Annotated in this window: 21 protein-coding genes, 1 tRNA gene and 1 pseudogene; 5 read left to right on the forward strand and 18 right to left on the reverse strand. The window is 72.8% G+C overall.

All coding sequences use genetic code 11. From position 1 onward, the window contains the following. Positions 1–40: 40 nt before the first annotated feature. The 12 genes and pseudogenes from yajC to pgsA all read right to left on the reverse strand — a co-directional run bounded on the left by yajC (position 41) and on the right by pgsA (position 9,703). Positions 41–514 (reverse strand): preprotein translocase subunit YajC, encoded by a 474-nt coding sequence (gene yajC / locus ACIQFX_RS17865; protein ID WP_402464088.1) that lies wholly within the window; start codon positions 512–514, stop codon positions 41–43. Between the two features lie 165 nt (positions 515–679). Then, the gene (gene ruvB / locus ACIQFX_RS17870; RefSeq protein ID WP_402464090.1) at positions 680–1,768 is read right to left on the reverse strand and encodes a Holliday junction branch migration DNA helicase RuvB; all 1,089 of its coding nucleotides are present in this window, start codon (positions 1,766–1,768) and stop codon (positions 680–682) included. 52 nt (positions 1,769–1,820) lie between these two features. Then, complete coding sequence (gene ruvA / locus ACIQFX_RS17875) at positions 1,821–2,453, reverse strand: Holliday junction branch migration protein RuvA (protein WP_402464093.1); 633 nt, start codon at positions 2,451–2,453, stop codon at positions 1,821–1,823. Next, complete coding sequence (gene ruvC, locus ACIQFX_RS17880; protein ID WP_362564850.1) at positions 2,450–3,013, reverse strand: crossover junction endodeoxyribonuclease RuvC; 564 nt, start codon at positions 3,011–3,013, stop codon at positions 2,450–2,452. Before ruvC ends, ruvA begins: the two co-directional genes overlap by 4 nt. A gap of 110 nt (positions 3,014–3,123) precedes the next feature. Continuing rightward, positions 3,124–3,876, reverse strand: coding sequence for a YebC/PmpR family DNA-binding transcriptional regulator (locus ACIQFX_RS17885; RefSeq protein WP_367820379.1), 753 nt, complete (start codon positions 3,874–3,876; stop codon positions 3,124–3,126). 62 nt (positions 3,877–3,938) lie between these two features. Then, positions 3,939–4,532, reverse strand: coding sequence for a pyridoxal 5'-phosphate synthase glutaminase subunit PdxT (pdxT, locus tag ACIQFX_RS17890; protein ID WP_402464095.1), 594 nt, complete (start codon positions 4,530–4,532; stop codon positions 3,939–3,941). Positions 4,533–4,538: 6 nt separating this feature from the next. Beyond that, positions 4,539–5,453, reverse strand: a complete 915-nt coding sequence (gene pdxS / locus ACIQFX_RS17895; RefSeq protein ID WP_402464097.1) for a pyridoxal 5'-phosphate synthase lyase subunit PdxS — start codon at positions 5,451–5,453, stop codon at positions 4,539–4,541. Between the two features lie 116 nt (positions 5,454–5,569). Further along, positions 5,570–6,112, reverse strand: coding sequence for a hypothetical protein (locus ACIQFX_RS17900; RefSeq protein ID WP_384897068.1), 543 nt, complete (start codon positions 6,110–6,112; stop codon positions 5,570–5,572). Positions 6,113–6,123: 11 nt separating this feature from the next. Further along, the gene (locus tag ACIQFX_RS17905; protein ID WP_402464100.1) at positions 6,124–6,510 is read right to left on the reverse strand and encodes an MBL fold metallo-hydrolase; all 387 of its coding nucleotides are present in this window, start codon (positions 6,508–6,510) and stop codon (positions 6,124–6,126) included. Positions 6,511–6,795: 285 nt separating this feature from the next. Next, positions 6,796–7,947, reverse strand: coding sequence for a glycosyltransferase family 4 protein (locus tag ACIQFX_RS17910; protein ID WP_402464102.1), 1,152 nt, complete (start codon positions 7,945–7,947; stop codon positions 6,796–6,798). A gap of 197 nt (positions 7,948–8,144) precedes the next feature. Next, positions 8,145–9,041, reverse strand: a pseudogene (locus ACIQFX_RS17915) (phosphatidylinositol mannoside acyltransferase); the annotation flags it as partial. Continuing rightward, complete coding sequence (pgsA, locus tag ACIQFX_RS17920) at positions 9,038–9,703, reverse strand: phosphatidylinositol phosphate synthase (protein WP_402464104.1); 666 nt, start codon at positions 9,701–9,703, stop codon at positions 9,038–9,040. The gene pgsA and the pseudogene ACIQFX_RS17915, both read right to left, overlap by 4 nt. 270 nt (positions 9,704–9,973) lie before the next feature. Between pgsA and ACIQFX_RS17925 the strand changes: the two genes are divergently transcribed. After that, the gene (locus ACIQFX_RS17925) at positions 9,974–12,169 is read left to right on the forward strand and encodes an elongation factor G-like protein EF-G2 (RefSeq protein ID WP_402464106.1); all 2,196 of its coding nucleotides are present in this window, start codon (positions 9,974–9,976) and stop codon (positions 12,167–12,169) included. Between the two features lie 188 nt (positions 12,170–12,357). Beyond that, positions 12,358–14,013: a hypothetical protein gene (locus tag ACIQFX_RS17930; protein WP_402464108.1), complete on the forward strand. Its 1,656-nt coding sequence runs from the start codon at positions 12,358–12,360 to the stop codon at positions 14,011–14,013. Positions 14,014–14,040: 27 nt separating this feature from the next. Here ACIQFX_RS17930 and ACIQFX_RS17935 read toward each other — a convergent pair whose 3' ends face one another. Beyond that, a complete protein-coding gene (locus ACIQFX_RS17935; protein ID WP_402464110.1) occupies positions 14,041–14,604 on the reverse strand; it encodes an HIT family protein in 564 nt (187 codons plus the stop codon). Between the two features lie 65 nt (positions 14,605–14,669). Between ACIQFX_RS17935 and ACIQFX_RS17940 the strand changes: the two genes are divergently transcribed. After that, a complete protein-coding gene (locus ACIQFX_RS17940; RefSeq protein WP_402464112.1) occupies positions 14,670–15,371 on the forward strand; it encodes a potassium channel family protein in 702 nt (233 codons plus the stop codon). A 24-nt stretch (positions 15,372–15,395) separates the two neighbouring features. Here the strand turns inward: ACIQFX_RS17940 and thrS are convergent, their stop codons facing one another. From thrS to ACIQFX_RS17955, 3 genes are all read right to left on the reverse strand, one after another. Beyond that, a complete protein-coding gene (gene thrS / locus ACIQFX_RS17945; RefSeq protein WP_402464114.1) occupies positions 15,396–17,372 on the reverse strand; it encodes a threonine--tRNA ligase in 1,977 nt (658 codons plus the stop codon). Between the two features lie 138 nt (positions 17,373–17,510). Beyond that, a complete protein-coding gene (locus tag ACIQFX_RS17950) occupies positions 17,511–18,827 on the reverse strand; it encodes a hypothetical protein (RefSeq protein WP_402464116.1) in 1,317 nt (438 codons plus the stop codon). After that, entirely contained in the window at positions 18,827–19,393 is a 567-nt protein-coding gene (locus tag ACIQFX_RS17955; protein ID WP_402464118.1) for a DUF4365 domain-containing protein, read from the reverse strand. The genes ACIQFX_RS17950 and ACIQFX_RS17955 overlap by 1 nt, the downstream gene beginning before the upstream one ends. 121 nt (positions 19,394–19,514) lie before the next feature. Between ACIQFX_RS17955 and ACIQFX_RS17960 the strand changes: the two genes are divergently transcribed. After that, the gene (locus ACIQFX_RS17960) at positions 19,515–20,243 is read left to right on the forward strand and encodes a 3'-5' exonuclease (RefSeq protein ID WP_402464120.1); all 729 of its coding nucleotides are present in this window, start codon (positions 19,515–19,517) and stop codon (positions 20,241–20,243) included. A gap of 47 nt (positions 20,244–20,290) precedes the next feature. Here ACIQFX_RS17960 and ACIQFX_RS17965 read toward each other — a convergent pair. Next, positions 20,291–20,362, reverse strand: a tRNA-Val gene (locus tag ACIQFX_RS17965). A gap of 39 nt (positions 20,363–20,401) precedes the next feature. After that, positions 20,402–20,899 carry an SRPBCC family protein gene (locus ACIQFX_RS17970; protein WP_402464122.1) on the reverse strand — a complete coding sequence of 166 codons (498 nt, stop codon included), beginning with the start codon at positions 20,897–20,899 and terminating at the stop codon, positions 20,402–20,404. A gap of 83 nt (positions 20,900–20,982) precedes the next feature. On the opposite strand from ACIQFX_RS17970, the gene ACIQFX_RS17975 reads away from it, so the two are divergent. Further along, complete coding sequence (locus tag ACIQFX_RS17975) at positions 20,983–23,622, forward strand: SCO7613 C-terminal domain-containing membrane protein (protein WP_402464124.1); 2,640 nt, start codon at positions 20,983–20,985, stop codon at positions 23,620–23,622. The last annotated feature ends 34 nt before the right edge of the window (positions 23,623–23,656 follow it).

A 23,656-nucleotide genomic window follows, 5' to 3' on the forward strand; every position in this document is an offset into this window, starting at 1 on the left:
CGCGCTCGCCGGTGGGCGGGCGCGCGGTCCCCGGCCGCGACTACTTCGCGTCGGTCTCGCCGTCGGCCTTGCCGTCCTTCTGGCCCTCGGTGCCGGCCTCGGCCGCGTCCGACTTCTTCGTCAGATCGGCCTTCGGCGCGTCGGCGTCCTTCTTCGTGCCCTCGGCGTCGGCGGCCTCGGTCAGCGAGGAGGCGTCGTCCGGGACGACGGTGTCGGAGTCGGACTCCTCCTCGTCGCCGTGGACGATGCGGTTGTACTCGGAGTCCTCGAGGACCGCGCCGATCGCGTTCTTGGCGTAGACCGCGTGCACGCCGGGGGCGACCTCGAGGAGGACGGTCTCGTCGCCGATCTCCTTGACGGTGGCGTACATCCCCCCGATCGTCCGTACGCCGGTGCCGGGCTGCATCTCGTTGCGCATCTGCGCCGCTGCCTGCTGCTTCTTCTTGGCAGAGCGGGTCATCAGGAACATGGCCCCGATGAGGACGATGAAGGGGAGGAGGGTCACGATGTTCACGGGACGGGATTCCTTCGCATGGTCGCGGAGAACCCGCGGCCTGATCTTCGGGGGTGGGCGCGCCGACCGGAAAGGGCGGCATCGGCGGAGTCTAGGCGAGTCCGCATCGATGGAACAACGTCCAGCATCGCACCCTGGTTCCGGTCCGGGCGAGTGTCGGCACCGTCACGCCCCGAAGAGCCCCTGTTGTCCGCTTCCGTGTGCTCCCGGGCCGCCTGCCTGCGGCGGAACCAGTCCGAGGTGGGTCCAGGCCGCCGGTGTGGCGACCCGACCACGGGGCGTACGGGCCAGCAGTCCCTCCCGTACGAGGAAGGGTTCGGCGACCTCCTCGACGGTCTCGCGCTCCTCCCCCACGGCGACGGCGAGGGTGGACAGACCGACCGGTCCGCCGCCGAAGAGCTTGAGCAGGGCCTCCAGGACCGCGCGGTCGAGCCGGTCGAGGCCGCGGCCGTCGACCTCGTACACGCTGAGGGCGGCCTCGGAGATCTCGCGGGTGATCGATCCGTCGGCCTTGACCTGCGCGTAGTCGCGGACGCGGCGCAGCAGGCGGTTGGCGATGCGGGGGGTGCCGCGGGAGCGGCCGGCGATCTCGGCGGCGCCGGCCGGGTCGATCTCGACGTCGAGGAGTCCGGCGGAGCGGTGGATCACCCGCTGGAGCTCGCCCGGGTCGTAGAACTCCATGTGGGCGGTGAAGCCGAAGCGGTCGCGCAGCGGGGGCGGCAGGAGTCCGGCCCTGGTGGTGGCGCCGACCAGGGTGAAGGGCGGGAGCTCCAGCGGGATGGCGGTGGCGCCGGGGCCCTTGCCGACGATGACGTCGACGCGGAAGTCCTCCATCGCCATGTAGAGCATCTCCTCGGCGGGCCGGGACATCCGGTGGATCTCGTCGAGGAAGAGGATCTCGCCCTCCTGGAGGGAGGAGAGGATCGCGGCGAGGTCGCCGGCGTGCTGGATGGCGGGGCCCGAGGTGATGCGGATCGGGGCGTTCATCTCGGCCGCGATGATCATCGAGAGGGTGGTCTTGCCGAGGCCGGGGGCGCCGGAGAGCAGCACGTGGTCGGCGGTGGCACCGCGCTGGCGGGCGGCCTTGAGGACCAGGTCGAGCTGCTGGCGGACCTTCTCCTGGCCGACGAACTCGCTGAGGTCCTTGGGGCGCAGGGCCGCCTCGACGGCCTGGTCGTCCCCTTCGGCGGAGGCGCCGACGATGCGCGCCTCGGCCTCGGGTGCCTCGGCGGTGATGTCGTCGTCCCAGTTCACGGTGATGCCTTCTCGTTCGTACGGTCTGGTCGGCGGGGCAGCGGACGGCGGGTCAGCGGGTGCGGTTGAGGGTCTGCAGCGCCGCGCGGAGCAGCTGCGGCACGGGGGCGGTGCCGGTCTCGGCGAGGGCGGCCTCGGCCTGCGGGGTGACGGCGCTGACCGCCTCCTCCGCCTCGCGGCTTGCGTAGCCCAGGCCGATCAGCGCGGCGGAGAGCTGCTCGGTCCACGGTGCCGGGCCGGAGGCCGCGGCGCGCTGGGCGCCGACCAGGCCGCTGCTGCCGAGTGGGGCGCCGAGCTTGTCCTTGAGTTCGAGGAGGAGCTTCTGCGCGCCCCGCTTGCCGATGCCGGGGACGGCGGTGAGGGCCTTCTCGTCGCCGGTGGCGAACGCGAGGCGCAGGGCGTCGGGGCTGTGCACGCCGAGCATCGCCTGCGCGAGGCGGGGGCCGACGCCGCTGGCGGTCTGGAGCAGCTCGAAGACCTGCCGCTCGTCGTCGTCGGCGAAGCCGTACAGGGTGAGGGAGTCCTCGCGGACGACCAGGGAGGTGGCGAGCCGGGCGTCCTGGCCGACCCTCAGCGCGGAGAGGGTGCTCGGCGTGCACTGGACGGCCATGCCGACGCCGCCGACCTCGATCACGGCGGTGGTGGGGGCGAGCGCGGCGACCGGGCCGCTGACGAAGGCGATCATCGGGTTCGGCCTTTCACTGCGGACGCCTGCTGGGCGACCGCCTGCTGGAGACGGTTCTGTGCGACGGCCTGCTGGAGGCGGTTCTGCGCGGGGGCCCGCCAGATGTGGCAGATGGCGAGGGCGAGCGCGTCGGCGGCGTCGGCCGGCTTGGGCGGGGCGGAGAGCCGGAGCAGCCGGGTCACCATGGCGCCGACCTGGGCCTTGTCGGCGCGTCCGCTGCCGGTGACGGCGGCCTTGACCTCGCTGGGGGTGTGCAGGGCGACGGGGATGCCGCGGCGTGAGGCGCACAGCATGGCGACCGCGCTGGCCTGGGCCGTGCCCATCACCGTACGCACGTTGTGCTGGCTGAACACCCGCTCGACGGCGACCAGTTCGGGCGAGAAGCGGTCGAGCCACTCCTCGATGCCGCGCTCGATGCCGACGAGCCGCACGCCGATGTCCGCGTCCGCGGCCGTCCGCACCACGCCGACGCCGAGCATGGTCAGGGGCCGTCCGGCGACGCCCTCGACGACGCCGACGCCGCACCGGGTGAGGCCGGGGTCCACCCCGAGTACGCGCACGGTGCTCCTCCCTGTTCGCAAGTCTGTTTGTGCAGGCTATCGGGTGGCACTGACAACGCAGCGGGCCGACGGGGTGTGTCCCGTCGGCCCGCTGCTGTGCAAGACCTCGATCAGGCGTCGACCTTGGCCATGACCTCGTCGCTGACGTCGAAGTTGGCGAAGACGTTCTGCACGTCGTCGCTGTCCTCCAGCGCGTCGATCAGCTTGAACATCTTGCGCGCGCCCTCCTCGTCCAGCTCGACCTGCATCGTCGGAACGAAGCTCGACTCGGCGGAGTCGTAGTCGATGCCGGCCTCCTGGAGCGCGGTGCGGACCGCGACCAGGTCGGTGGACTCGCTGATGATCTCGAACGACTCCCCGAGGTCGTTGACCTCCTCGGCGCCGGCCTCGAGCACCGACTCCAGCACGTCGTCCTCGGAGAGCTCGCCCTTGGGCAGCACGATGACGCCCTTGCGGTTGAACAGGTACGAGACCGAGCCCGGGTCGGCCATGGAGCCGCCGTTGCGGGTCATGGCCACGCGCACGTCAGAGGCGGCGCGGTTGCGGTTGTCGGTGAGGCACTCGATGAGCACCGCGACACCGTTCGGACCGTAGCCCTCGTACATGATCGTCGCGTAGTCGGCACCGCCGGCTTCGAGACCCGCACCGCGCTTGAGCGCGGAGTCGATGTTCTTGTTCGGGACCGACTGCTTCTTCGCCTTCTGGACGGCGTCGAAGAGCGTCGGGTTGCCGTCGAGGTCGGCGCCACCGGTGCGGGCCGCGACCTCGATGTTCTTGATCAGCTTCGCGAAGAGCTTGCCGCGCTTGGCGTCGATCACGGCCTTCTTGTGCTTCGTCGTAGCCCATTTAGAGTGGCCGGACATCTGCCTGTCTCCTTCGCGTAACCCATTTCTGAACGAACCCCAGAGATCCTACCGGGATCGGATCAACCCGCGGCGCGCACCATGTCGACGAACAGGGCGTGGATCCGGTGATCCCCCGTGAGCTCGGGGTGGAACGAGGTCGCCAGGGCGTTGCCCTGCCGTACGGCGACGATGTGGCCGCCGTGCTCGGCGATGACCTCGACCTCGGCGCCGACGGACTCGACCCACGGGGCGCGGATGAAGACGCCCTCGACGGGGCCGTCCTCGATGCCCGTGACGGTGACGCCGGCCTCGAACGACTCGTTCTGCCGCCCGAAGGCGTTGCGGCGGACGATCATGTCGATGCCGCCGAAGGTCTCCTGGCCCGAACGCGGGTCGAGGATCTTGTCGGCCAGCATGATCAGGCCGGCGCAGGTGCCGTAGACCGGCATGCCCGCGGCGATGCGCTCGCGGAGCGGCTCCATGAGGCCGAAGAGCACGGCCAGCTTGGAGATGGTGGTGGACTCACCACCGGGGATGACCAGGCCGTCGACCTCGGCGAGCTCCTCGGGGCGCCTCACCGGCCTGGCCACGGCGTCAGCCGCGGCCAGGGCGATCAGGTGCTCCCGTACGTCGCCCTGGAGGGCCAGGACACCAATCACGGGAGAGGCGTTCATCGGTGCTTACCAGCCCCGGTTGGCGTAGCGCTCGGACTCGGGGAGGGTGTCGCAGTTGATGCCGACCATGGCCTCGCCCAGGTTGCGGGAGGCGTCCGCGATGACCTTCGGGTCGTCGTAGAAGGTGGTGGCCTTCACGATGGCGGCGGCGCGCTTGGCCGGGTCGCCCGACTTGAAGATGCCGGAGCCGACGAAGACGCCCTCGGCACCGAGCTGGCGCATGAGCGCGGCGTCGGCCGGGGTGGCGACGCCACCGGCGGAGAACAGCACGACCGGCAGCTTGCCGAGCTCGGCGACCTCCTTGACGAGCTCGTACGGGGCGCGCAGCTCCTTGGCGGCGGCGAACAGCTCGTTGTTGTCGAAGCCGCGCAGCTTGGCGATCTCGTTCTTGATCTGGCGCAGGTGGCGGACGGCCTCGACGACGTTGCCGGTGCCGGCCTCGCCCTTGGAGCGGATCATGGCCGCACCCTCGGCGATGCGGCGCAGGGCCTCGCCCAGGTTGGTGGCGCCACAGACGAAGGGGGTCGTGAAGGCCCACTTGTCGGAGTGGTTGATCTCGTCGGCCGGGGTCAGGACCTCGGACTCGTCGATGTAGTCGACGCCGAGGGACTGGAGGACCTGGGCCTCGACGAAGTGACCGATGCGGGACTTGGCCATGACCGGGATGGACACCGCGCCGATGATCTCTTCGATCATGTTCGGGTCGGACATGCGGGCCACGCCGCCGTCCTTGCGGATGTCCGCGGGGACCCGCTCCAGGGCCATGACGGCCACGGCGCCGGCGTCCTCGGCGATCTTCGCCTGCTCGGCGTTGACCACGTCCATGATCACGCCGCCCTTGAGCTGCTCGGCCATGCCGCGCTTCACACGGGCGGTGCCGGTCTCGGGGGACTGGGGGGAGGGGGAAGGCGTGGTGGACACAAGTACCTCACTCGTGACAACAGCGATTGACGACAAGAGTGAGGAAACAGTCCACCTGCGGTCCACAGCAAGGGCCAATGTGGATCCAGTGGATCGTTTTCGCAGGTTACGGGCTGTCAGGCCGGACGATCGGCAAGGGCCACAGGCGGCTCGTCATCCATTTCGAAGGCCAGCGGGAACGGCGCGTGGCCCGCGAGCCGGAACCAGCGGACCTTGCGGTGGCGGCGCAGCGCACGGGCCGCCCGCACCGCGTCGTTGTGGAAACGGCGGGCCATCGGCACCCGGCGCACCGCCTGCGCGAGCTCCCCCGCCGCCTCCTCGCCCCCGGGCGCCTCCCGTACGAGCTCCACCTGCTCCGGCTCTCCGAACACCGCCCGCAGCGCCTGGCTCAGTTCGCTCTCGGCGACCTCCCGGTGGTCCTCCTCGGCCTGCCGGGCCGCGTGCGCCGCCTCGTACAGCACGATCGACGCGGCCGGATCGAGCACACCCGACGTCGCGAGCTCCTGGGTGACCGAGGCCCGGCGCAGCAACTGCGCGTCCAGGGCCGCGCGGGCCGCGTCGATGCGGGAGTGCAGCCGGTCGAGCCGTCCGGCGGTCCAGCTGAGATAGACGCCGATGAGAATCAGCGCCACGACGGTCCAGATCAGGGTTTCGGTCACGGGCGCACAGGCTACCGGGGCCGCGGCAGCATCCCTTTCCAAAGGTCGCGGTCATGGGCGAACAGGACACGCACCGGGCGCCCCGCCGCCCGCTCCTTCCGCTGCACCAGGACCGGCGTCTCCGGGAACCCCTGATTGCCGCCGATGTGATCGAAGTGCAGATGGCAGTTCACCACCAGGTCCACGTCGGCCGGGCCCACGGGGAGGCCGCGCCGCACCGGGCGGTAGTGCGCGTCCGTCTCCAGGGAGCCCTCGCCCACGCCCGTGTCGAACAGCAGCCGTACGGCGGGGTGCCGCAGTACGTAGCCCAGGACCGGCTCCACCCTCGGGTGCGGGCCTCCCCACTCCTCCCCCGGCCTCGACGACTCCCCCAACTCGACCCTCTCGATCATCCCCATCCCCCGACCCTCCCCCGCCCTGCCCCCACCCACACCGCCCACCGCCCGGACCGGCCGTCCGCACCGCCGCCCACCCCCGTGTGGGCCCGCGCTCTGGCCGCCGGCCCGCCCACCGTGTGGGCCGCGCCCGCCACCCCGTTGTGGGCACCGCGCCTGGCGGACGAGTGCCCACAAGGGGGTGGCGGAAGCGGGTGCGGCGTCCGGTGGGCCCGCAACGGGGTGCGGGGGCACGCCGTACGCCCCGCCCTCGGCAGGAGAGGCGGGGCGGACGGCGTGGGGGTCGGGTCAGAGGCCCAGGCGGGCTCGGAGGCCGACGCGTTCGTCGGTGTCGACGGCGGCGGCCCCGTCGGCGACGGTCTCGTACACGGCGAGGATGTCCGCACCGACGGTGGACCAGTCGAACCGGCGGACGTGGGCGGAGCCACGGGCGCTGAGCTCGGCCCGCCGCGGCGCGTCGCCGAGGAGCCGGATCGCGGCGGAGGCGAGCGCGTCGGCGTCCTCGTTGGCGAAGAGCTCGCCGGCCCCGCCCTGGTCGAGGACCTGGGCGAACGCGTCGAGGTCGGCGGCGAGGACGGGCGCACCGGCCGACATGGCCTCGACGAGGATGATGCCGAAGCTCTCGCCGCCGGTGTTGGGCGCCACGTACACGTCGACGCTGCGCAGCAGCCGCGCCTTGTCCTCGTCGCTGACCATGCCGAGGAACTCCACGCGGGAGCGCATCTCGGCCGGCAGCGACGCCACGGCCTCCTCCTCGTCGCCGCGTCCGGCGACGAGGAGCCGGGTCCCGGGGCGTTCGGTGAGGATGCGGGGCAGGGCCCGCATGAGGACGGGCAGGCCCTTCCTCGGTTCGTCGATCCGGCCGATGAAGCCGAGGGTCTCGCCCTGCCACTCCCTCTTCGGTTCGGCGCGGGCGAAGAAGTCCACGTCGACGCCGTTGGGGATGAGGACGGCGTCGCCGCCGAGGTGCTCGACGAGCGTGCGGCGCGCGTACTCGCTGACCGCGATGCGCGCGCTGATCTTCTCCAGGGCGGGCTGGAGGATCGGGTACGCGGCGATCATGGCGCGCGAGCGCGGGTTCGAGGTGTGGAAGGTGGCCACGATCGGTCCCTGGGCGGCCCAGCAGGTGAGCAGTCCCAGGGAGGGCGACGTCGGCTCGTGGATGTGGACGACGTCGAAGGTGCCGTCGTGCAGCCAGCGGCGCACCCGGGCGGCGGAGAGGAACCCGAAGTTCAGCCGGGCCACCGAGCCGTTGTACGGCACGGGCACGGCCCGGCCGGCCGAGACGACGTACGGCGGGAGCGGGGTCTCGTCGTCGGCGGGTGCCAGCACGGAGACGTCGTGACCGAGCCGGATGAGGTGCTCGGCGAGGTCTCGGATGTGGAACTGGACGCCACCCGGCACGTCCCAGGAGTACGGGCAGACGATCCCGATCTTCACGGCTGCCGTTCCTCCCCGCGCTCGGCCGGGACACCGCGCTCTACCGGGACACCGTCCGAGGCCGGGGCCCCGTCCGCGACCCGGATCCCGTCCGCGACCCGGACCTCACGGCCGTCCGAAGTCGTGTCCCCTGCACTGGCAGCGACGCCGGAACCGGCAACGGGCTCAGCCCCAGCGTCCGCCCCCGCCCCGTCCCCCCGTTCCTCCAGGTCCGCGAGCCACAGCCGCTGCAGCATGTGCCAGTCCTCCGGGTGGTCGGCGATGCCGCCGGCGAAGGCGTCGGCGAGCTGCTGGGTCATCGCGGCGGTCTTGTCGGTGCGGGTGCCGGATTCGGGGACGTCGACGGGCGGGTGGATGCGGCCGCGCATGACGGCCGTGTCGTCGTACCAGAGGGTCACCGGCAGGAGGAGCGCGCCGGTCTGCTGGGCCAGTATGGCCGGGCCGGCGGGCATGCGGGCGGTGTCGCCGAAGAAGGAGACCTCGATGCCGGAGGCGGAGAGGTCGCGGTCGGCGACGAGGCAGACGAGGCCGCCCGCCCGCAGGCGCCGCGCGAGGGTGCCGAAGGCGGAGCCGCCGGTGTGCGGCAGGACCTCCATGCCGAGGGATTCCCGGTAGGCGACGAAGCGGTCGTACAGGGTCTCGGGCTTGAGGCGTTCCGCGACGGTGGTGAAGGGGATGCCGAGGGAGCGGGTCACCCAGACGCCCGCGAGATCCCAGTTGGCCAGGTGCGGGAGGGCGAGGACGACCCCGCGGCCGGCGGCGAGGCCTTCCTTGAGGTGGTGGGCGCCCTTGATGTCGACGCCCTGCTCGACCCGTTCCTTGGTCCAGGTCGGCAGCCGGAACGACTCCATCCAGTACCGCATGTACGAGCGCATGCCGGCCTTGGACAGTTCGGCGAGCCGCTCGGGCGTGGCGTCGGGCACCACGCGCGCGAGGTTGGATTCGAGGCGCAGGACGCTCTTGCCGCGCCGCTTCCACGTCAGGTCGGCGATCCGGCGGCCGAGGCCGGTGGCCACCGGCTCGGGCAGCTTCTTCACGGTCGCCCAGCCGAGGCCGTACAGCCCGTCGCTCAGTCGGTCCTTGAACTCGCTCATGATGTCGCCCCGCCCCCCTGGGCGGCCGCGGCGGCGTCCGCCTCGGCCGATTCCCGCCGTACCGTCACGACCCGCTGCCCCAGGGTCACCGCGCTGCCGACGGCCACGATCCACAGGGCGATCGGGAGCAGCACCTGGACGCCGGGCACGCCGAAGGCGTGCAGTCCGGCGAGACCCGCGGCGACCAGCGAGATCACGAGCCGCTCGGCGCGTTCGATCAGTCCGTTGACGGCGACCGGCAGGCCAATCGATTCGCCTCGGGCCTTCGTGTACGAGACGACCTGGCCGCTGGCGAGGCAGAAGATGGCCACGGCGCACAGCACGTTGTCGTCGCCCTCGCCCGCGTACCAGAGGGCGAAGCCGCCGAAGATCGCCCCGTCGGCGACCCGGTCGAGGGTCGAGTCGAGGAAGGCGCCCCATCGGCTGGAGATCCCCGCCTGCCGGGCCATGTTGCCGTCGACGAGGTCGGAGAAGACGAAGAGGGTGATGACGATCGTGCCCCAGAAGAACTCCCCGCGGGGGAAGAAGATCAGCGCACCGGCCATCACCCCCGCGGTGCCGATGAGCGTGACGGCGTCGGGGCTGACGCCCCGGCGGAGCAGAAACGCGGCGAACGGTGTGAGGACACGCGTGAAAAAGGCACGCGCGTACTTGTTCAGCATGGCCTTCCCGAGGTTCGGTGGGCCGCGCGGCCCCTACGACCACCGGCTCACCCATCGTAGCCACGCGCGTCACGCCGCCGTGGCGGGCACCCGCCCCCGCCGCGTCGGGGTCCCCCGCGGGGCCCGTGGGTGTACGACGTATGGACGCGTCACGGCGGCGGTGCAAAGCTCGAAGGACCACCGCGGGCACCGCAGGAGCCGTACCGCGACACACCACTCCCCCGCGCCCGCGTCCCGCCGCACCGTGCGAGCAGTCGGGAGGAACACATCATGGGTGACAAGGCGAACACGCCCGCCGGGGCCGCCGGCAGGGCTCCGACGGCCGACCGGCCCCAGGCCGTGCGCAACGTGGTGCTGGTCGGCCACAGCGGATCGGGCAAGACGACCCTCGTCGAGGCCCTCGCGCAGACCGCCGGGGCGCTCAACCGGCCCGGCCGGGTCGAGGACGGCGCCACCGTCTCCGACTACGACGAGATCGAGCACCGCCAGCACCGCTCCGTACAGCTGTCGCTCGTCCCGGTCGGCTGGGACGACTACAAGATCAACTTGCTCGACACCCCCGGATACGCCGACTTCGTCGGGGAGCTGAGGGCCGGTCTGCGCGCGGCGGACGCGGCCCTCTTCGTCGTCTCGGCCGCTCAGGAGGCCGACGCCGTCGCCGCCTCCACCCGCATGATCTGGGAGGAGTGCGCCGCCGTCGGGATGCCCCGCGCCATCGTCGTCACGCACCTCGACACCGCCCGCACCGACTTCACCGAGCTCACCGCCGTCTGCGCCGACCTCTTCGGCCGTGACGACCCGGACGCCGTCCTGCCGCTCTACCTGCCGGTGCGCGGCCCCGAGGGCGCCGACGGGCACGCGCCCGCCACCGGTCTCGCCGGGCTGCTCTCGGAGCGGATCTTCGACTACTCCACGGGGGTGAGGCGGGAGGACGCGCCCGACGAGGGCCAGCGCGAGCTGATCGCGGAGGCCCGCGCCCGGCTCATCGAGGGGATCATCGCCGAGAGCGAGGACGAGACCCTCATGGACCGCTACCTGAGCGGCGAGGAGATCGACCTGAAGACGCTCGTCGACGACCTGGAGAAGGCCGTCGCCCGGGGCGCCTTCCACCCCGTGCTCGCGGCCGCGCCCGCCGCGGACGGCGGCACGCAGGGCCTCGGCACCCTCGAACTCCTGGAGTTGATCACCGGCGGCTTCCCCTCTCCCCTGGAGCACGAGCCGCCCGCCGTCACCACTCCCGACGGCCGGCCCCGCCCCCCGATCGCCTGCGACCCGGAAGGACCGCTGGTCGCCGAGGTCGTCAAGACCGCGGCCGACCCCTACGTGGGCCGGATCTCCCTGGTCAGGGTCTTCTCCGGCACGCTGCGCCCCGACGAGACCGTGCACGTCTCGGGTCACGGCCTCGCCGACCGGGGGCACGAGGACCACGACGTCGACGAGCGGATCGGCGGGCTGACCTCACCGTTCGGCAAGCAGCAGCGCCCGCAGGCGCACTGCATCGCGGGCGACCTCGCCTGCGTCGCCCGGCTCGGCCGCGCGGAGACCGGCGACACGATCTCCGCCAAGGACGACCCGCTGCTCATCGAGCCGTGGAGCATGCCGGAACCCCTGCTCCCGCTCGCCGTCGAGGCCCACGGCAAGGCCGACGAGGACCGGCTCTCCCAGGGCCTCGCGCGGCTGGTCGCCGAGGACCCGACCCTGCGCCTCGAACAGAACCGGGACACCGGGCAGGTCGTGCTGTGGTGCCTCGGCGAGGCCCACCAGGACGTCGTCCTGGAGCGCCTCCGCGGCCGGTACGGAGTGCAGGTCGACGCCGTCCCGTACAAGGTGCCGCTGCGGGAGACCTTCGGCGCGGCCTCGGCGGGCCGGGGCCGGCACGTCAAGCAGTCCGGCGGCCACGGCCAGTACGCCATCTGCGAGATCGACGTGGAGCCGCTGCCTCCGGGGAGCGGCATCGAGTTCGTCGACAAGGTGGTCGGCGGCGCCGTCCCCCGCCAGTTCGTCGCCTCCGTCGAGAAGGGGGTACGGGCCCAGGCGGCCCGGGGCGTGTCCGCCGGATACCCGCTCGTCGACATCCGGATCACCCTGCGGGACGGCAAGGCCCACTCGGTGGACTCCTCCGACGCGGCCTTCCAGACGGCCGGCGCGCTCGCGCTGCGCGAGGCGGCCGCCGACGTGCCGGTCCACCTCCTGGAGCCGGTCGCCGAGGTGCAGGTCCTCGTCCCCGACGAGTACGTGGGGCCGGTCATGAGCGACCTGTCGGGGCGGCGCGGCCGGGTCGTCGGCACCGACCAGGCCGGCCCGGGCCGGACCCTGGTGCGGGCCGAGGTGCCGGAGATCGAGATCGGGCGGTACGCGATCGACCTGCGCTCGGTGTCGCACGGCACCGGACGGTTCGACCGCAGCTACGCCCGGCACGAGCCGATGCCGCCGCAGCTGGCGCAGCGGATCCGCGAACAGGCCTGAAAAGGCTCCCGGTTGACGCGGCGACAGGGCCGCACGTCCGCCCGGCGGCTGCCGGGCGGACGTCATTCGGCCGTCAATATCCACAGGCGGTGACGCATCCGCCGGTACCCGGTTACGCTGTGGTGCCCAGCTCAGAAGATGTGCGGGGCGCGGCAGTTGGGAACAGCCCGCACAGGTACTCGCGCGCGATGGGGGCGGCAGTGGCGATCGACGGATTCGGACCCGGGGCACAGATTCCCCTCCAGGGCTCCGGCGGTGGTACGGCGGCGACGAACGCGCTCGCCTCCGCCGCGTACCGGGACAGCCCCCTGGAGACCATCAAGGAAGCGGACAACGACCTCTACAAGACCACGGTCAAGGAGGGGAAGTGGGGGCTCTTCAGCCCCGACCTCGGCGAGGCCTTCTCCCGTGCGGTGCAGGTCCGGATGCTCGGCGGCGCCCGCAAGGCCCTCATCCAGTCCTTCGGCGCCGAGCCGCAGCCCGTCGTCGAGCACTGCCTGGCCGCCACCCACCTCCGCCGGCAGCGCGACATCAAGCTGACCCTGGTCACGTTCTTCTGCGGCGTCCTCTTCCTGCCCGGTCTGCTGCTCTGGCTCGGCGTCATCCAGCTCCGCCGTCTCGTCGCGGGCGCCGACAACAAGCGGCACGGCGCCCTCGGCACCGCCCTCCTCTGGGCCGCCGGGATCTTCGCCGTGCTCGTCCTGATCAAGCTGCCCTTCGACGGGATCCTGCCCAACTACCTGCGCGCGATGGTCATCGCCCCGGTGGTCGGCTGGTACCTCGCGAGCCGGATCTGCCTGAAGGCCGCCATCGACCTGCGCGAGCGCTGGACCGGCCTGCTCGGCGGCGGCGGGGTCGGCCCCCACGTCCCCAAGTCCGTCCCCCAGGACCCGGGCGAGAAGTCGGCGGAGGCGCTCCGGGTCAACCTGGAGAAGCTCGCCGCTGAGCAGCAGTCCAACATCGTCTTCTACGCCGGCACCAAGGGCATCCTCGGCCTCGGCACCCGCTGGGGCAGCTGGGCGCTCGCCGAGGCGCTGGTCCCCCAGCCCGGCCGGGAGATGCACGCCTTCCGCGCCTGGGACGTCATCCGCAGGATCCACGACGAGCTGGCGCTCCTGGAGCGCGGCGCCCTGAAGACCGGCTTCCCGAAGCCGACCGTCAAGCACTGGATCGTCTCGCCGGTCGGCGAGGGCGCCGACGAGGTCGCCCGCCCGGAGGGCGACAATATCGTCCACTTCCAGGTCAAGCCGCACGAGATACAACGCATCTGCAACGACCAGCAGTTCGACGCGGGCAACCGGCACTACCTCGGCGTGCAGTTCACGCTCTGGGGCGGCAACCTGGTCCTCACGATGATGGTGACCGTCACCTCGCTGCACGACACGCTGCGGATCGAGGTCACCGGCCACGCGCTCGGCCCGGTGCACGGCCTCTTCACCACGAAGCCGAAGGCGAAGACCAAGGAGGTCTCCAAGACCGTCCGCTTCTGGGAGACGAAGGAGATCCAGCAGCCGCTGCTCGGGACCAACGACATCGTCCGGCTCGCGGTCCGCGCCCCGCTCTCCTGGTACCCGCCGATACTGGAGTACCTGGGCGGCAAGATGAGCCTGCCCGAGCCGTTCGGCCTGCGGCACGTCTGGGCAGGTCCGCTGTGGAAGAACCGCTTCATGGCCGACGACGCCATCCGCATGGCGACGCCGGTGCTCCGCGCCGTCCACTCCGCCACCATCAAGGTCCTCGACGAGCACAACGTCGACACGGAGCGCTTCACCAACCGCGCGCTGTTCCTCAGCGGCGGCGTCCAGGACCCGGGCCCGAAGAAGGCCGACGTCTACGACGCCTGACCCGGGTCCCCGGCGGGAGCCGAAGGATCAGACGGTGGCCGGCCAGGCGTCGGCCAGCATCTTCCGGGTGTCGGCGAGCAGCTGCGGCAGCACCTTGGTGTGGCCGACGACCGGCATGAAGTTGGTGTCGCCGCCCCAGCGCGGCACCACGTGCTGGTGCAGGTGGGCGGCGATCCCGGCACCCGCGACGGCGCCCTGGTTCATGCCGATGTTGAAGCCGTGCGCGCCGGACGCGGCCCGCAGCGCGACCATCGCGCGCTTCGTGAAGTCGGCCAGCTCGACGGTCTCCGCCTCGTCGAGGTCGGTGTAGTCGGCGACGTGGCGGTACGGGACCACCATCAGGTGGCCGCCGTTGTACGGGTAGAGGTTGAGCACGGCGTACACGGCCTGGCCGCGCGCGATCACCAGGCCGTCCTCGTCCGACTTCGACGGAATCGAGCAGAACGGACAACCGTCCTCGGCGCCCGGCCCGGTCGGCTTGTTCTCGCCCTGGATGTATGCCATCCGGTGAGGCGTCCACAGGCGCTGGAACGCGTCCCGCGTCCCCACTCCGATCTGCTGTTCCGGCTCAGTCGTCATGCTGTGCAGCATATTGCGTCGCCCGTTCGGAACGTGTCGCCGGGGCGGAAGATCCATGCAGCCGCCATGCTGATCCGATGAGCGTCAGGCCACCGAAACCACCGCGGCAGGAGCACTGGGACCGCCTCATGGAGATCCCGCTCGCCGTGGCCTCCCTCGTCTACCTGGCGGGCTACGCGGTCCGGATCCTCGCCGACCACCACCTCTCCCAGGGCTGGCTCGACCTCTGCCTCGCCGTGACCCTGGTCGCCTGGGCGGTCTTCGGCGTGGACTACGCGGTACGGCTCCGGCTCAGCGGCCAGGGCCCGCTGCGCTTCCTCCGCACCCACCTCCTCGACACCGTGGTCCTGATCCTGCCGCTGCTGCGGCCGGTGCGCATGGCGAACCTCTACTACCGGCTCCAGGGCCGCCGGAACGCACCCCGGTTCAGCCTCTACGGGCGGGTGATGGTCTACGCCGGCCTGAGCGCGTCCCTGCTGGGCTTCGCGGGGGCCCTCACCGTCTACCGGTACGAGCGGGACGCCCCCGGCGCCACGATCGTCACCTTCGGCGACTCGGTCTGGTGGACCTGCGCGACGCTCGCCACGGTGGGGTACGGGGACGTGACGCCGGTGACCCCGATGGGCCGGCTGGTCGCGGTGGGCATGATGGCCTGCGGCCTGGCGCTCCTGGGCGCGGTGACGGGTTCGTTCTCCTCCTGGCTGATCCAGGTGTTCACCCGCGAGGACGAGAGGGACGACGTGCAGAGGCCCCCGGGGGATTCCCCGGGGGCCTCCTGAACAGCTCGGGTCACGCCCGGGTCATCAGACCTGGACGCGGTCCTCGACGATCTTGGCGATCTTGGCGATGGCCTCGTCGGCGGGGATGCCGTTCTCCTGCGAACCGTCGCGGTAGCGGAAGGAGACGGCGCCGGCGGCCATGTCCTCGTCACCCGCGATGATCATGAACGGGACCTTCTGCTTCTGCGCGTTCCGGATCTTCTTCTGCATCCGGTCCGAGGAGGAGTCGACCTCCACCCGCAGGCCCTGCTTCTTCGCCTTGGCGGCGAACTCGTGCAGGTAGTCGACGTGCGCGTCGCCGATCGGGATGCCGGTCGCCTGCACCGGGGCCAGCCACGGCGGCATGGCGCCCGCGTAGTGCTCCAGGAGCACCGCGAAGAAGCGCTCGATGGAACCGAAGAGCGCACGGTGGATCATGACCGGGCGCTGCTTGGTGCCGTCGGGGGCGGTGTACTCCAGGTCGAAGCGCTCCGGCAGGTTGAAGTCGAGCTGGACGGTCGACATCTGCCAGGTGCGGCCGATGGCGTCCCGCGCCTGCACCGAGATCTTCGGGCCGTAGAACGCCGCGCCGCCCGGGTCGGGGGTGAGCGGGAGGCCCTGCTTCTCGGCGACCTGCTGGAGGACGGCGGTGGCCTCCTCCCAGATCTCGTCCGAGCCGACGAACTTCTCCGGGTCCTTGGTGGACAGCTCCAGGTAGAAGTCGGTCAGACCGTAGTCGCGCAGCAGGTTCAGGACGAAGGTGAGGGTCTTGTCGAGCTCCTCCGCCATCTGCTCCTTGGTGCAGTAGATGTGCGCGTCGTCCTGGGTGAAGCCGCGGGCCCGGGTCAGGCCGTGGACGACGCCGGACTTCTCGTACCGGTACACGGTGCCGAACTCGAAAAGGCGCAGCGGGAGTTCACGGTAGGAGCGGCCGCGCGCGTCGAAGATCAGGTTGTGCATCGGGCAGTTCATGGGCTTGAGGTAGTAGTCCACGCCCTCGTCGAGCTGCATGGGGGGGTACATGCCCTCGGCGTACCAGTCCAGGTGGCCCGACTTCTCGAAGAGCTTGCCCTTGGTGGCGTGCGGCGAGTAGACGAACTCGTAGCCCTCCTCCTCGTGGCGCTTGCGCGAGTAGTCCTCCATGACCCGGCGGATGATGCCGCCCTTGGGGTGGAAGACCGCGAGGCCGGAGCCGATCTCGTCCGGGACGGAGAAGAGGTCGAGCTCGTTGCCGAGCTTGCGGTGGTCGCGCTTCTCGGCCTCGGCGAGGAAGTCGAGGTGGGCCTTCAGCTCGTCCTTCGACGGCCAGGCGGTGCCGTAGATGCGCTGGAGCATCGGGTTCTTCTCGCTGCCGCGCCAGTAGGCGGCCGCGTTGCGCATCAGCTTGAACGCCGGGATGTTCCGGGTGGTGGGCAGGTGCGGACCGCGGCAGAGGTCCTTCCAGCACAGGTCGCCGGTCTTGGCGTCGAGGTTGTCGTAGATGGTCAGCTCGCCGCCGCCCACCTCGACGTTCGCGCCGTCGTCGGTCGACGCGGAGCCCTTGATGCCGATGAGCTCCAGCTTGTACGGCTCGTCGGCGAGCTCCTCGCGGGCGGCCTCGTCGGTCACCACGCGGCGGGCGAAGCGCTGGCCGCGCTTCTGGATCTCCTGCATCTTCTTCTCGATGACCTTGAGGTCCTCGGGAGTGAAGGGCTTCTCGACGTCGAAGTCGTAGTAGAAGCCGTCCCGGACCGGCGGGCCGATGCCCAGCTTGGCCTCGGGGAAGAGCTCCTGCACGGCCTGGGCCATGACGTGCGCGGTCGAGTGGCGGAGGATGTCGAGACCGTCCGGGGAGGAGATCTCGACGCCCTCGACGACGTCGCCGTCGGCGAGCTCGTACGAAAGGTCCTTCAGCTCGCCGCCCACGCGGGCGGCGATGACGGTGCGGTCGTCGGCGAAGAGGGCACCGGCGGTGGTGCCCGCGCTCACCGCCCTCTCCTCTGCCTCCGAGGCGGACTGGACGGTCACACGGACTTCAGACACTGGTGTTCTTCTTCCTTCGGGGCGCAGGCAGACACGAGGTGCCGGCGCCGGCGGTGCGCAACAGAGACGAGGTGCCGCGCACCGCCGATGTTACCGAGCCGTCCGCGCCCTCCGCGAAACGGTTTCCCCCGGCTCCGTTCAGTCGTCGTCCGGTCCGCACGCCTCCTCGAAGAAGTCGAGGTTCTCGTGGAGGGACTTCATCAGCCGGTCGCGTTCCGTCTCGTCGACCTGGACCGGGACGACCCCGGAGGCGTCGGTGAGCCGGCGGAATCCGCCCCGGCTCTCCAGGCGGCCGACGACCCGGATGGGGAGGCCGACGAGATGGGCGTGGCCGGCGGTGCGGTACGCCTCCTCGTCGAGGGCGACGCGGACGTGCGGGACCTCCGCACCGGCGAGGACCCGGAGGCGCACGGTCCCCTCGCCGCGCGGTCCGGAACGGCGCATGCGGACGACGGCTCCGGTGAGCCGGACGGGTACGGAGGGCTCGTCGGTCAGATAGCGGGCGCTCGCCTCGCGCAGGGCGGGCAGGTCGCCGGGCGAGAACTCGACGGGTTCGGGTCGGGCCGCGCACCCGTCGGGTGCCCCGGCCGCCGGGGCCCAGGCGAGGGCGACGCGGGCGCCCTCGGTGCCCCGGACGAGGGCGACGAGGGCCTCGGTGAGCTCCCGGCTGACACCTGCCGCGACGGCGGCGTCGAAGGCCTCCGTCCCGCCGGTGGCGCGCTGGTAGTCCGTGGCCTCGCGGGCCGCGTGGAGCGCGTGGTAGAGCCGTACGGCGATCGGCCGGCCCGGTTCGACGGGCAGGAAGGCGGTGAGCCCGCGCCCGCCGGGTGCCGCGCCGACGACGACGGTCTCCAGGGAGGCCTGGGCGGCGCGCCGGTGCCGGGCGCCGTAGTAGCCGGCCCGTCCGCGTGCGGCCAGGGCGCCGGCGAGGAGGAGCTGGCGGGCGGCGGACCTGAGCTGTTCCTGTTCGGGCCAGGGGACGGTCCCGGCCGGGCCGGGGGGCACGTCGCGCCACCAGCGGATCTCGTCGCTGGACACGGACAGGCCGGTGAGGACCTCGCGGGCGGAGGGCGTGGCGCTGTGGGCGAGGGCGGCGAGCGCCTCGCCGAGCAGGTCCTCGCAGTCGGGGAAGGCCCGGCTCTCGGGGACGAGGAGGCTCGTGCCGCCGTGGGCTCCGCTGCCGGGCGGCGTCCAGCGGCTGTACCGCCCAGCGGCTCCGCCGCGCCGCCGCCAGCCGTGCCGGGCGAGCAGGGCGCCGAGGACGCGCGGGTCGACCCGGCCGGGGTCGGGCGCGCCGTGGACGTCGGCCCAGGGCCCGACGGGCGGGGCGGGGATGCCGGTCCAGGGGCCGGGGGCCTCGCCGGGCGCCGGGTGGGGGCGGTAGGGCGGGGGAACGGGGCCGCGCCCGGCCCCGTCCCCCTCCCCGGACCCCGGTTCGTCGATCGGCCGGTGCATCAAGGTCTCCCTCCCACGCCGACCCGGGTCATGATCTCGCAGAGCGCCCGGTCGTCGAAGATCCGCGCCGTCGGGACGCGCACGGTGGTCCGGCGCCGTCCCGTGACCGGGTGTCCGGCCAGGTTGGTCCAGTAGCAGCAGTGCCGCAGGTCGAGCCGGTCGTGACTCGCCCTCAGCCAGTCCTCCTGGGACCTCGGTACGAGCATCACGACCAGGATCTTGTGCACGGACACGGGGGTCCGGGCGAGTTTCACCAGGTGGTCGTTGTCGAGGGTGAAGGAGAACGCGCTCCCCGGCGGGCGGGGAGGTACCTGGTAGGTGCACTTGAGCTGCACCTTGATGGTGACTTCGTCGTCGACGGTGTGTCCGGGCGAGCCGTGGCTCACGTGCCAGTCGATGCCGTTGTCCGGAAAGGGCTGGGACAGCGAGCAGCCGGCCGCGGCGGCGACGGCGTGCAGGTATCCCACCTGGAGGGTCTCCATGCATGCGGTGGTGGCGAGTGAGCCGCGCGTCGGTGCCAGCCGCTGGGGCGGCAGCCCTCCCGACTCGGGCTGGGCGAGCGCCATGTCGTTTTTCCTTCCCCGTCCCCTCTGTTGTGACCGGTCCGCGTACGGCGCAAACAGTGCGGGTATCACCGTTTCGGGCAGGGGGTTGGCCATCTGCCGCACGTGTGCGAGGAGTTCGGGGATGACGACGCACTGGTACGAGGGGCCCCTGGCCGCTTTCGACACGGAGACCACGGGAGTCGACGTCGAGGGGGACCGGATCGTCTCGGCCGCCCTGGTCGTGCAGGACACCGCCGGGGCGCGGCCCCGGGTGACGCGCTGGCTGGTCAATCCGGGCATACCCGTGCCCGCGGAGGCCACGGCGGTGCACGGCCTGACGGACGATCACCTGCAGCGCAACGGCCGGTGGCCGGCTCCGGTGATGGAGGAGCTGGCGCGCGCGCTGGCCGAGCAGACCGCGGCGGGGCGCCCGCTGGTGGTGATGAACGCGCCGTTCGATCTGACGATCCTGGACCGCGAGTTGCGGCGGCACCGGGCGTCCTCGCTCGGCACGTACCTGGAGGCCGCGCCGCTGTGCGTGCTCGATCCGCGGGTCCTCGACAAGCACTTGGACCGCTACCGGAAGGGCCGTCGGACGCTGACGGACCTGTGCGCGCACTACGGGGTGGAGTTGGCGGGGGCGCACGACGCGGCGGCGGACGCGACGGCCGCGCTGGACGTCGTGCGGGCGGTGGCACGCCGGTTCTCGTCGCGGCTGGAGCGGCTGACGCCGTCGGAGCTGCACACGCTCCAGGCGGTGTGGCACGCGGCGCAGGCCCGGGGGCTCCAGGCGTGGTTCAGTCGGCAGGGGACGCCGGAGACGGTGGATCCGGCGTGGCCGCTGCGGCCGGAACTGCGCACGGCCGCCTGAGAGATGACAGAGGCCGGTCCGTCTTTCGACGGACCGGCCTCTCCCGGTGGGCGATACTGGGATCGAACCAGTGACCCCTTCGGTGTGAACGAAGTGCTCTCCCGCTGAGCTAATCGCCCGGGAACGGGTTGAACCATACAGGGCTTCGCGCCCCGGGTTCAAACCGGCCCGCCCGCCGTCCGACCGCGGCCCCTCGTCGGCGCCCTCCGGTCGGCGGCCCTCGTCTCGGCCGCGAGCCCGCGCCGTCCCCCGCGCATCATCAGGGTGTGGTTGGCGCGGAAGAGGGGCCGGCCGGGGAAGGCGAGGAGGCGCAGGAGCCGGGCGCGCACCTCGACCTCCTGCTCGTACACGGCGAGGGTGCCAGCGCCGGCCGCCGTGATCGTCCAGCGGGCCCAGCCCTCCAGGTCGCCGCCTAGCCCGATCTCCAGGACCCGGGCCGCCGGGTCGCGGCGCAGGGCGCGGGCGGTGACGACGAGGTCGTACGGGAGGAGGGAGCGGAAGCGGGCGGTGCCGGTGGTGTCGTCGAGGGGGACGACCTCGCGGACCTGGGGCCACCAGCGGGGGTAGTCCTCGGCGCGTTCGAGGACGGCGTAGACGGCGTCGGGCGGGGCGGGCAGCCGCCAGACGCTGCGGAAGCGGTACCGGCACCAGTCCATGCCTCCAGTGTGGGGGTACTCAGGCGCGGATCTGAGTACGTGGACGCATTCCCGCCGCGTGTGGCCGGGGCCACACTCCGGGTATGGACACTTCCCTGCCGCCCGCGGACGAGCTGGCGCTCGTCGACCGCGAGCTGGCCCAACTCGACGCCCGCCGGTCCCAGTTGCTGGCCAGGCGGGCCTGGCTGATCCGGGCGCTGTACCAGCCGGCCGGCGCCGTGGCGCCGTCGTGGCAGCCGCGTCCGCCGGTGGCGGACTCGACGCCGCGGAGCGCGCAGAACGTGCTGCTGACGCTGGGCGGGACGCTGCTGACGATCGCGGCGGTCGCCTTCACCCTGGTGAGCTGGGGCTCGATGGGGATCGGCGGCCGCGCGGCGGTGCTGTTCGTGGTGACGTCGGCGGCGCTCGCCGCGCCGGTGGCGCTGCTGCGCAGGGGTCTGGTGTCGACGGCCGAGTCGGTGGCGGCGCTCGGTCTGGTCCTGATGGTGCTCGACGCGTACGCGCTGCGCCGGGTGGCGCTGCCGGACGCGGACGGCCTGGGGTACGCGGCGGTGGCCGCCGCGGTCCTGGCGGGCGCCTGGACGGCTTACGGCGCCGCGCTGTCGCGGCTGCGGATCCCGCTGCCGGTGGCCGTGGTGGCGGCCCAGCTGCCGCTGCCGCTGGGCGTGCTCGCGGCCGGCGGCGGTCCGACGGCGTTCGCCTGGGCCGCTCTCGTGACGGCCGCGGCGGATGCGGCGACGGCGCTGTGGGCCCGGCCGGTCGCGGTCCGGATCACCGCGGCGACGGGCGCGACCGCGCTCGGCGGCTGGTCGCTGCTGACGGGCGGCTGGCTCTCGCTCACCTCGCCCTGGACCGGCGCGCCGCTGCTCCTCGCGGCCGCCGCGCTCGCCCTGTACGTCGCCCGGCGCACGCCCGCAGTCGCGGTCGCGGGTGCCGTGCTCGCCGGTCTGGCCGTGGTCGCGGCCTTCGGCGGCCTCCTCCGCGCGGCCGTCCCGGCGGACTGGGCGGTCCCGGGCTACGTGCTGTGCGGTCTGGCCCTCGCGGCGGTCCTGCTGCTGCCCTCGTCCGCTCCGGCGACGCCGGACGCGGCCGGCGTCCCGGCGCAGGCATCGTCCTCCGGGGCGTGGCTGCCGCGCCCCGTGCGGACGGGTCTGGCCGCCGCGGGTGCCGGGGTCGCGGCGCTCGGGGTCGCGTGGGCGCTGCCGCCGGCGGTGGCGGGGCTCCTCGGGCCGGCGGGCCGCACGACGGACGTCTGGTCGGGCGAGCACGCCGGGCGGGCGCTGACGTCGTACCCGGCGACCGCCGTCCTGGTCCTCGTCGTGGCCGTCGCCGTGCTCGCGGCCGTCCCCCGGCTGTGGGCCCGCTGCGGCGCCCTCGCCCTCGCCTGGGCGCTGCTGACCGCCCTGCCGGTCTCCCTGGACCTGTCCTACCCGGTGACGCTCGCCCTGCAGCTCCTCACCACGGCTTCGGCGCTCTGGTCGGCCGTCCGCCCGGGCCCGCTGACCCGTGGCCTGCGTCGCGAGGAGACGCCTGCGGACACCACGGTCCCGGCAGTGTCGGCCGCCACGGGGACGCCGACCGACAAGGCAGCGCAGGCCGACACGGCGGCATCGCCCGTCACAGGGGCATCGGCCGTCACGGGGGTGGAGCCGCCGGCGCACGCCACCGGTGGTCCCGCTGCCCCGGCGGCCGGCCCCGGGGCTCCCTGGGCCCCCTGGGCGCCCTCCTCGCCCCGTCCTGCGGCGGTCGCCGTCGACGCCGGTACCGCGCTCGGCTGGATCGCGTACGCCGGCGGGCTCGCGTCCGCGGTGAGCGCGGTCGGACTCGCGCTGGACGTGAGGGGGGCGACGTTCGCCGCCCTCGGGGTAATGCTCGGGCTCTTCGCGGGGGTCTCGGTGCTCGGCACCGGTGCGCGCCGGGTGGTCTCCGCCTGTGCGGCGGTGCTCACGGCGACGGGGCTGGTGTTCGCGGTCGCGGCCGCCGGCGGGTTCGAGGACCACTGGACGGCGCTCGCGCTGCTGCTCGTCCCGGCGGCGACGGCCGCGCTCGGCGCCAGGGCGCCGCGCCCGGTGGCCCTGGCGGTGGAGGTCACGGGCGCGGCCGTGGGGCTGCTCGCCCTGGGGATCGCCGCGTCCCGGCCGGCTTTCCTGGCGCTCGCCCTGGCGCTCGGCGGGGTGATCGCGGCGGCGACGGCGGTACGGCCGGAGCGGCGGCGGTTCGCCTCGTGGACGGCGGCGGCGCTGTTCCTGCTGGCCACCTGGGTGCGCCTGGCCGTGTCGGGCGTGACGACCCCGGAGGCGTACACGCTCCCGGTGACGGTGCCGGCCCTGGTCGTCGGGTTCCTGCGGCGGCGCCGGGACGCGGAGGCCTCGTCCTGGACGGCGTACGGCCCCGGTCTCGCGGCGACGCTGCTGCCGAGCCTGGTGGCGGCGTGGACGGACCCGGGGTGGACGCGCCCGCTGGTCCTGGGGATCGCGGCGCTCGTGGTGACCCTGCTGGGCGCGCGGTTCCGGCTCCAGGCGCTGCTCGTGCTCGGCGGTGCGGTGCTGGTCCTGGACGGGCTGCACGAGCTGGCGCCGTACGTGGTGCAGGCGGTGGGCGCGCTGCCGCGCTGGCTGCCGCCGGCCCTCGCCGGGCTCCTGCTGCTCGGGGTGGGCGCCACGTACGAGCAGCGGCTGCGGGACGCCCGGAGGCTGCGGGAGCGGCTGGCCCGGATGCGGTGAGGAACGACGAAGGCCCGGAGACGGTGTTCCGTCT

Source organism: Streptomyces sp. NPDC093089 (assembly GCF_044754405.1).
GTDB lineage: Bacteria > Actinomycetota > Actinomycetes > Streptomycetales > Streptomycetaceae > Streptomyces.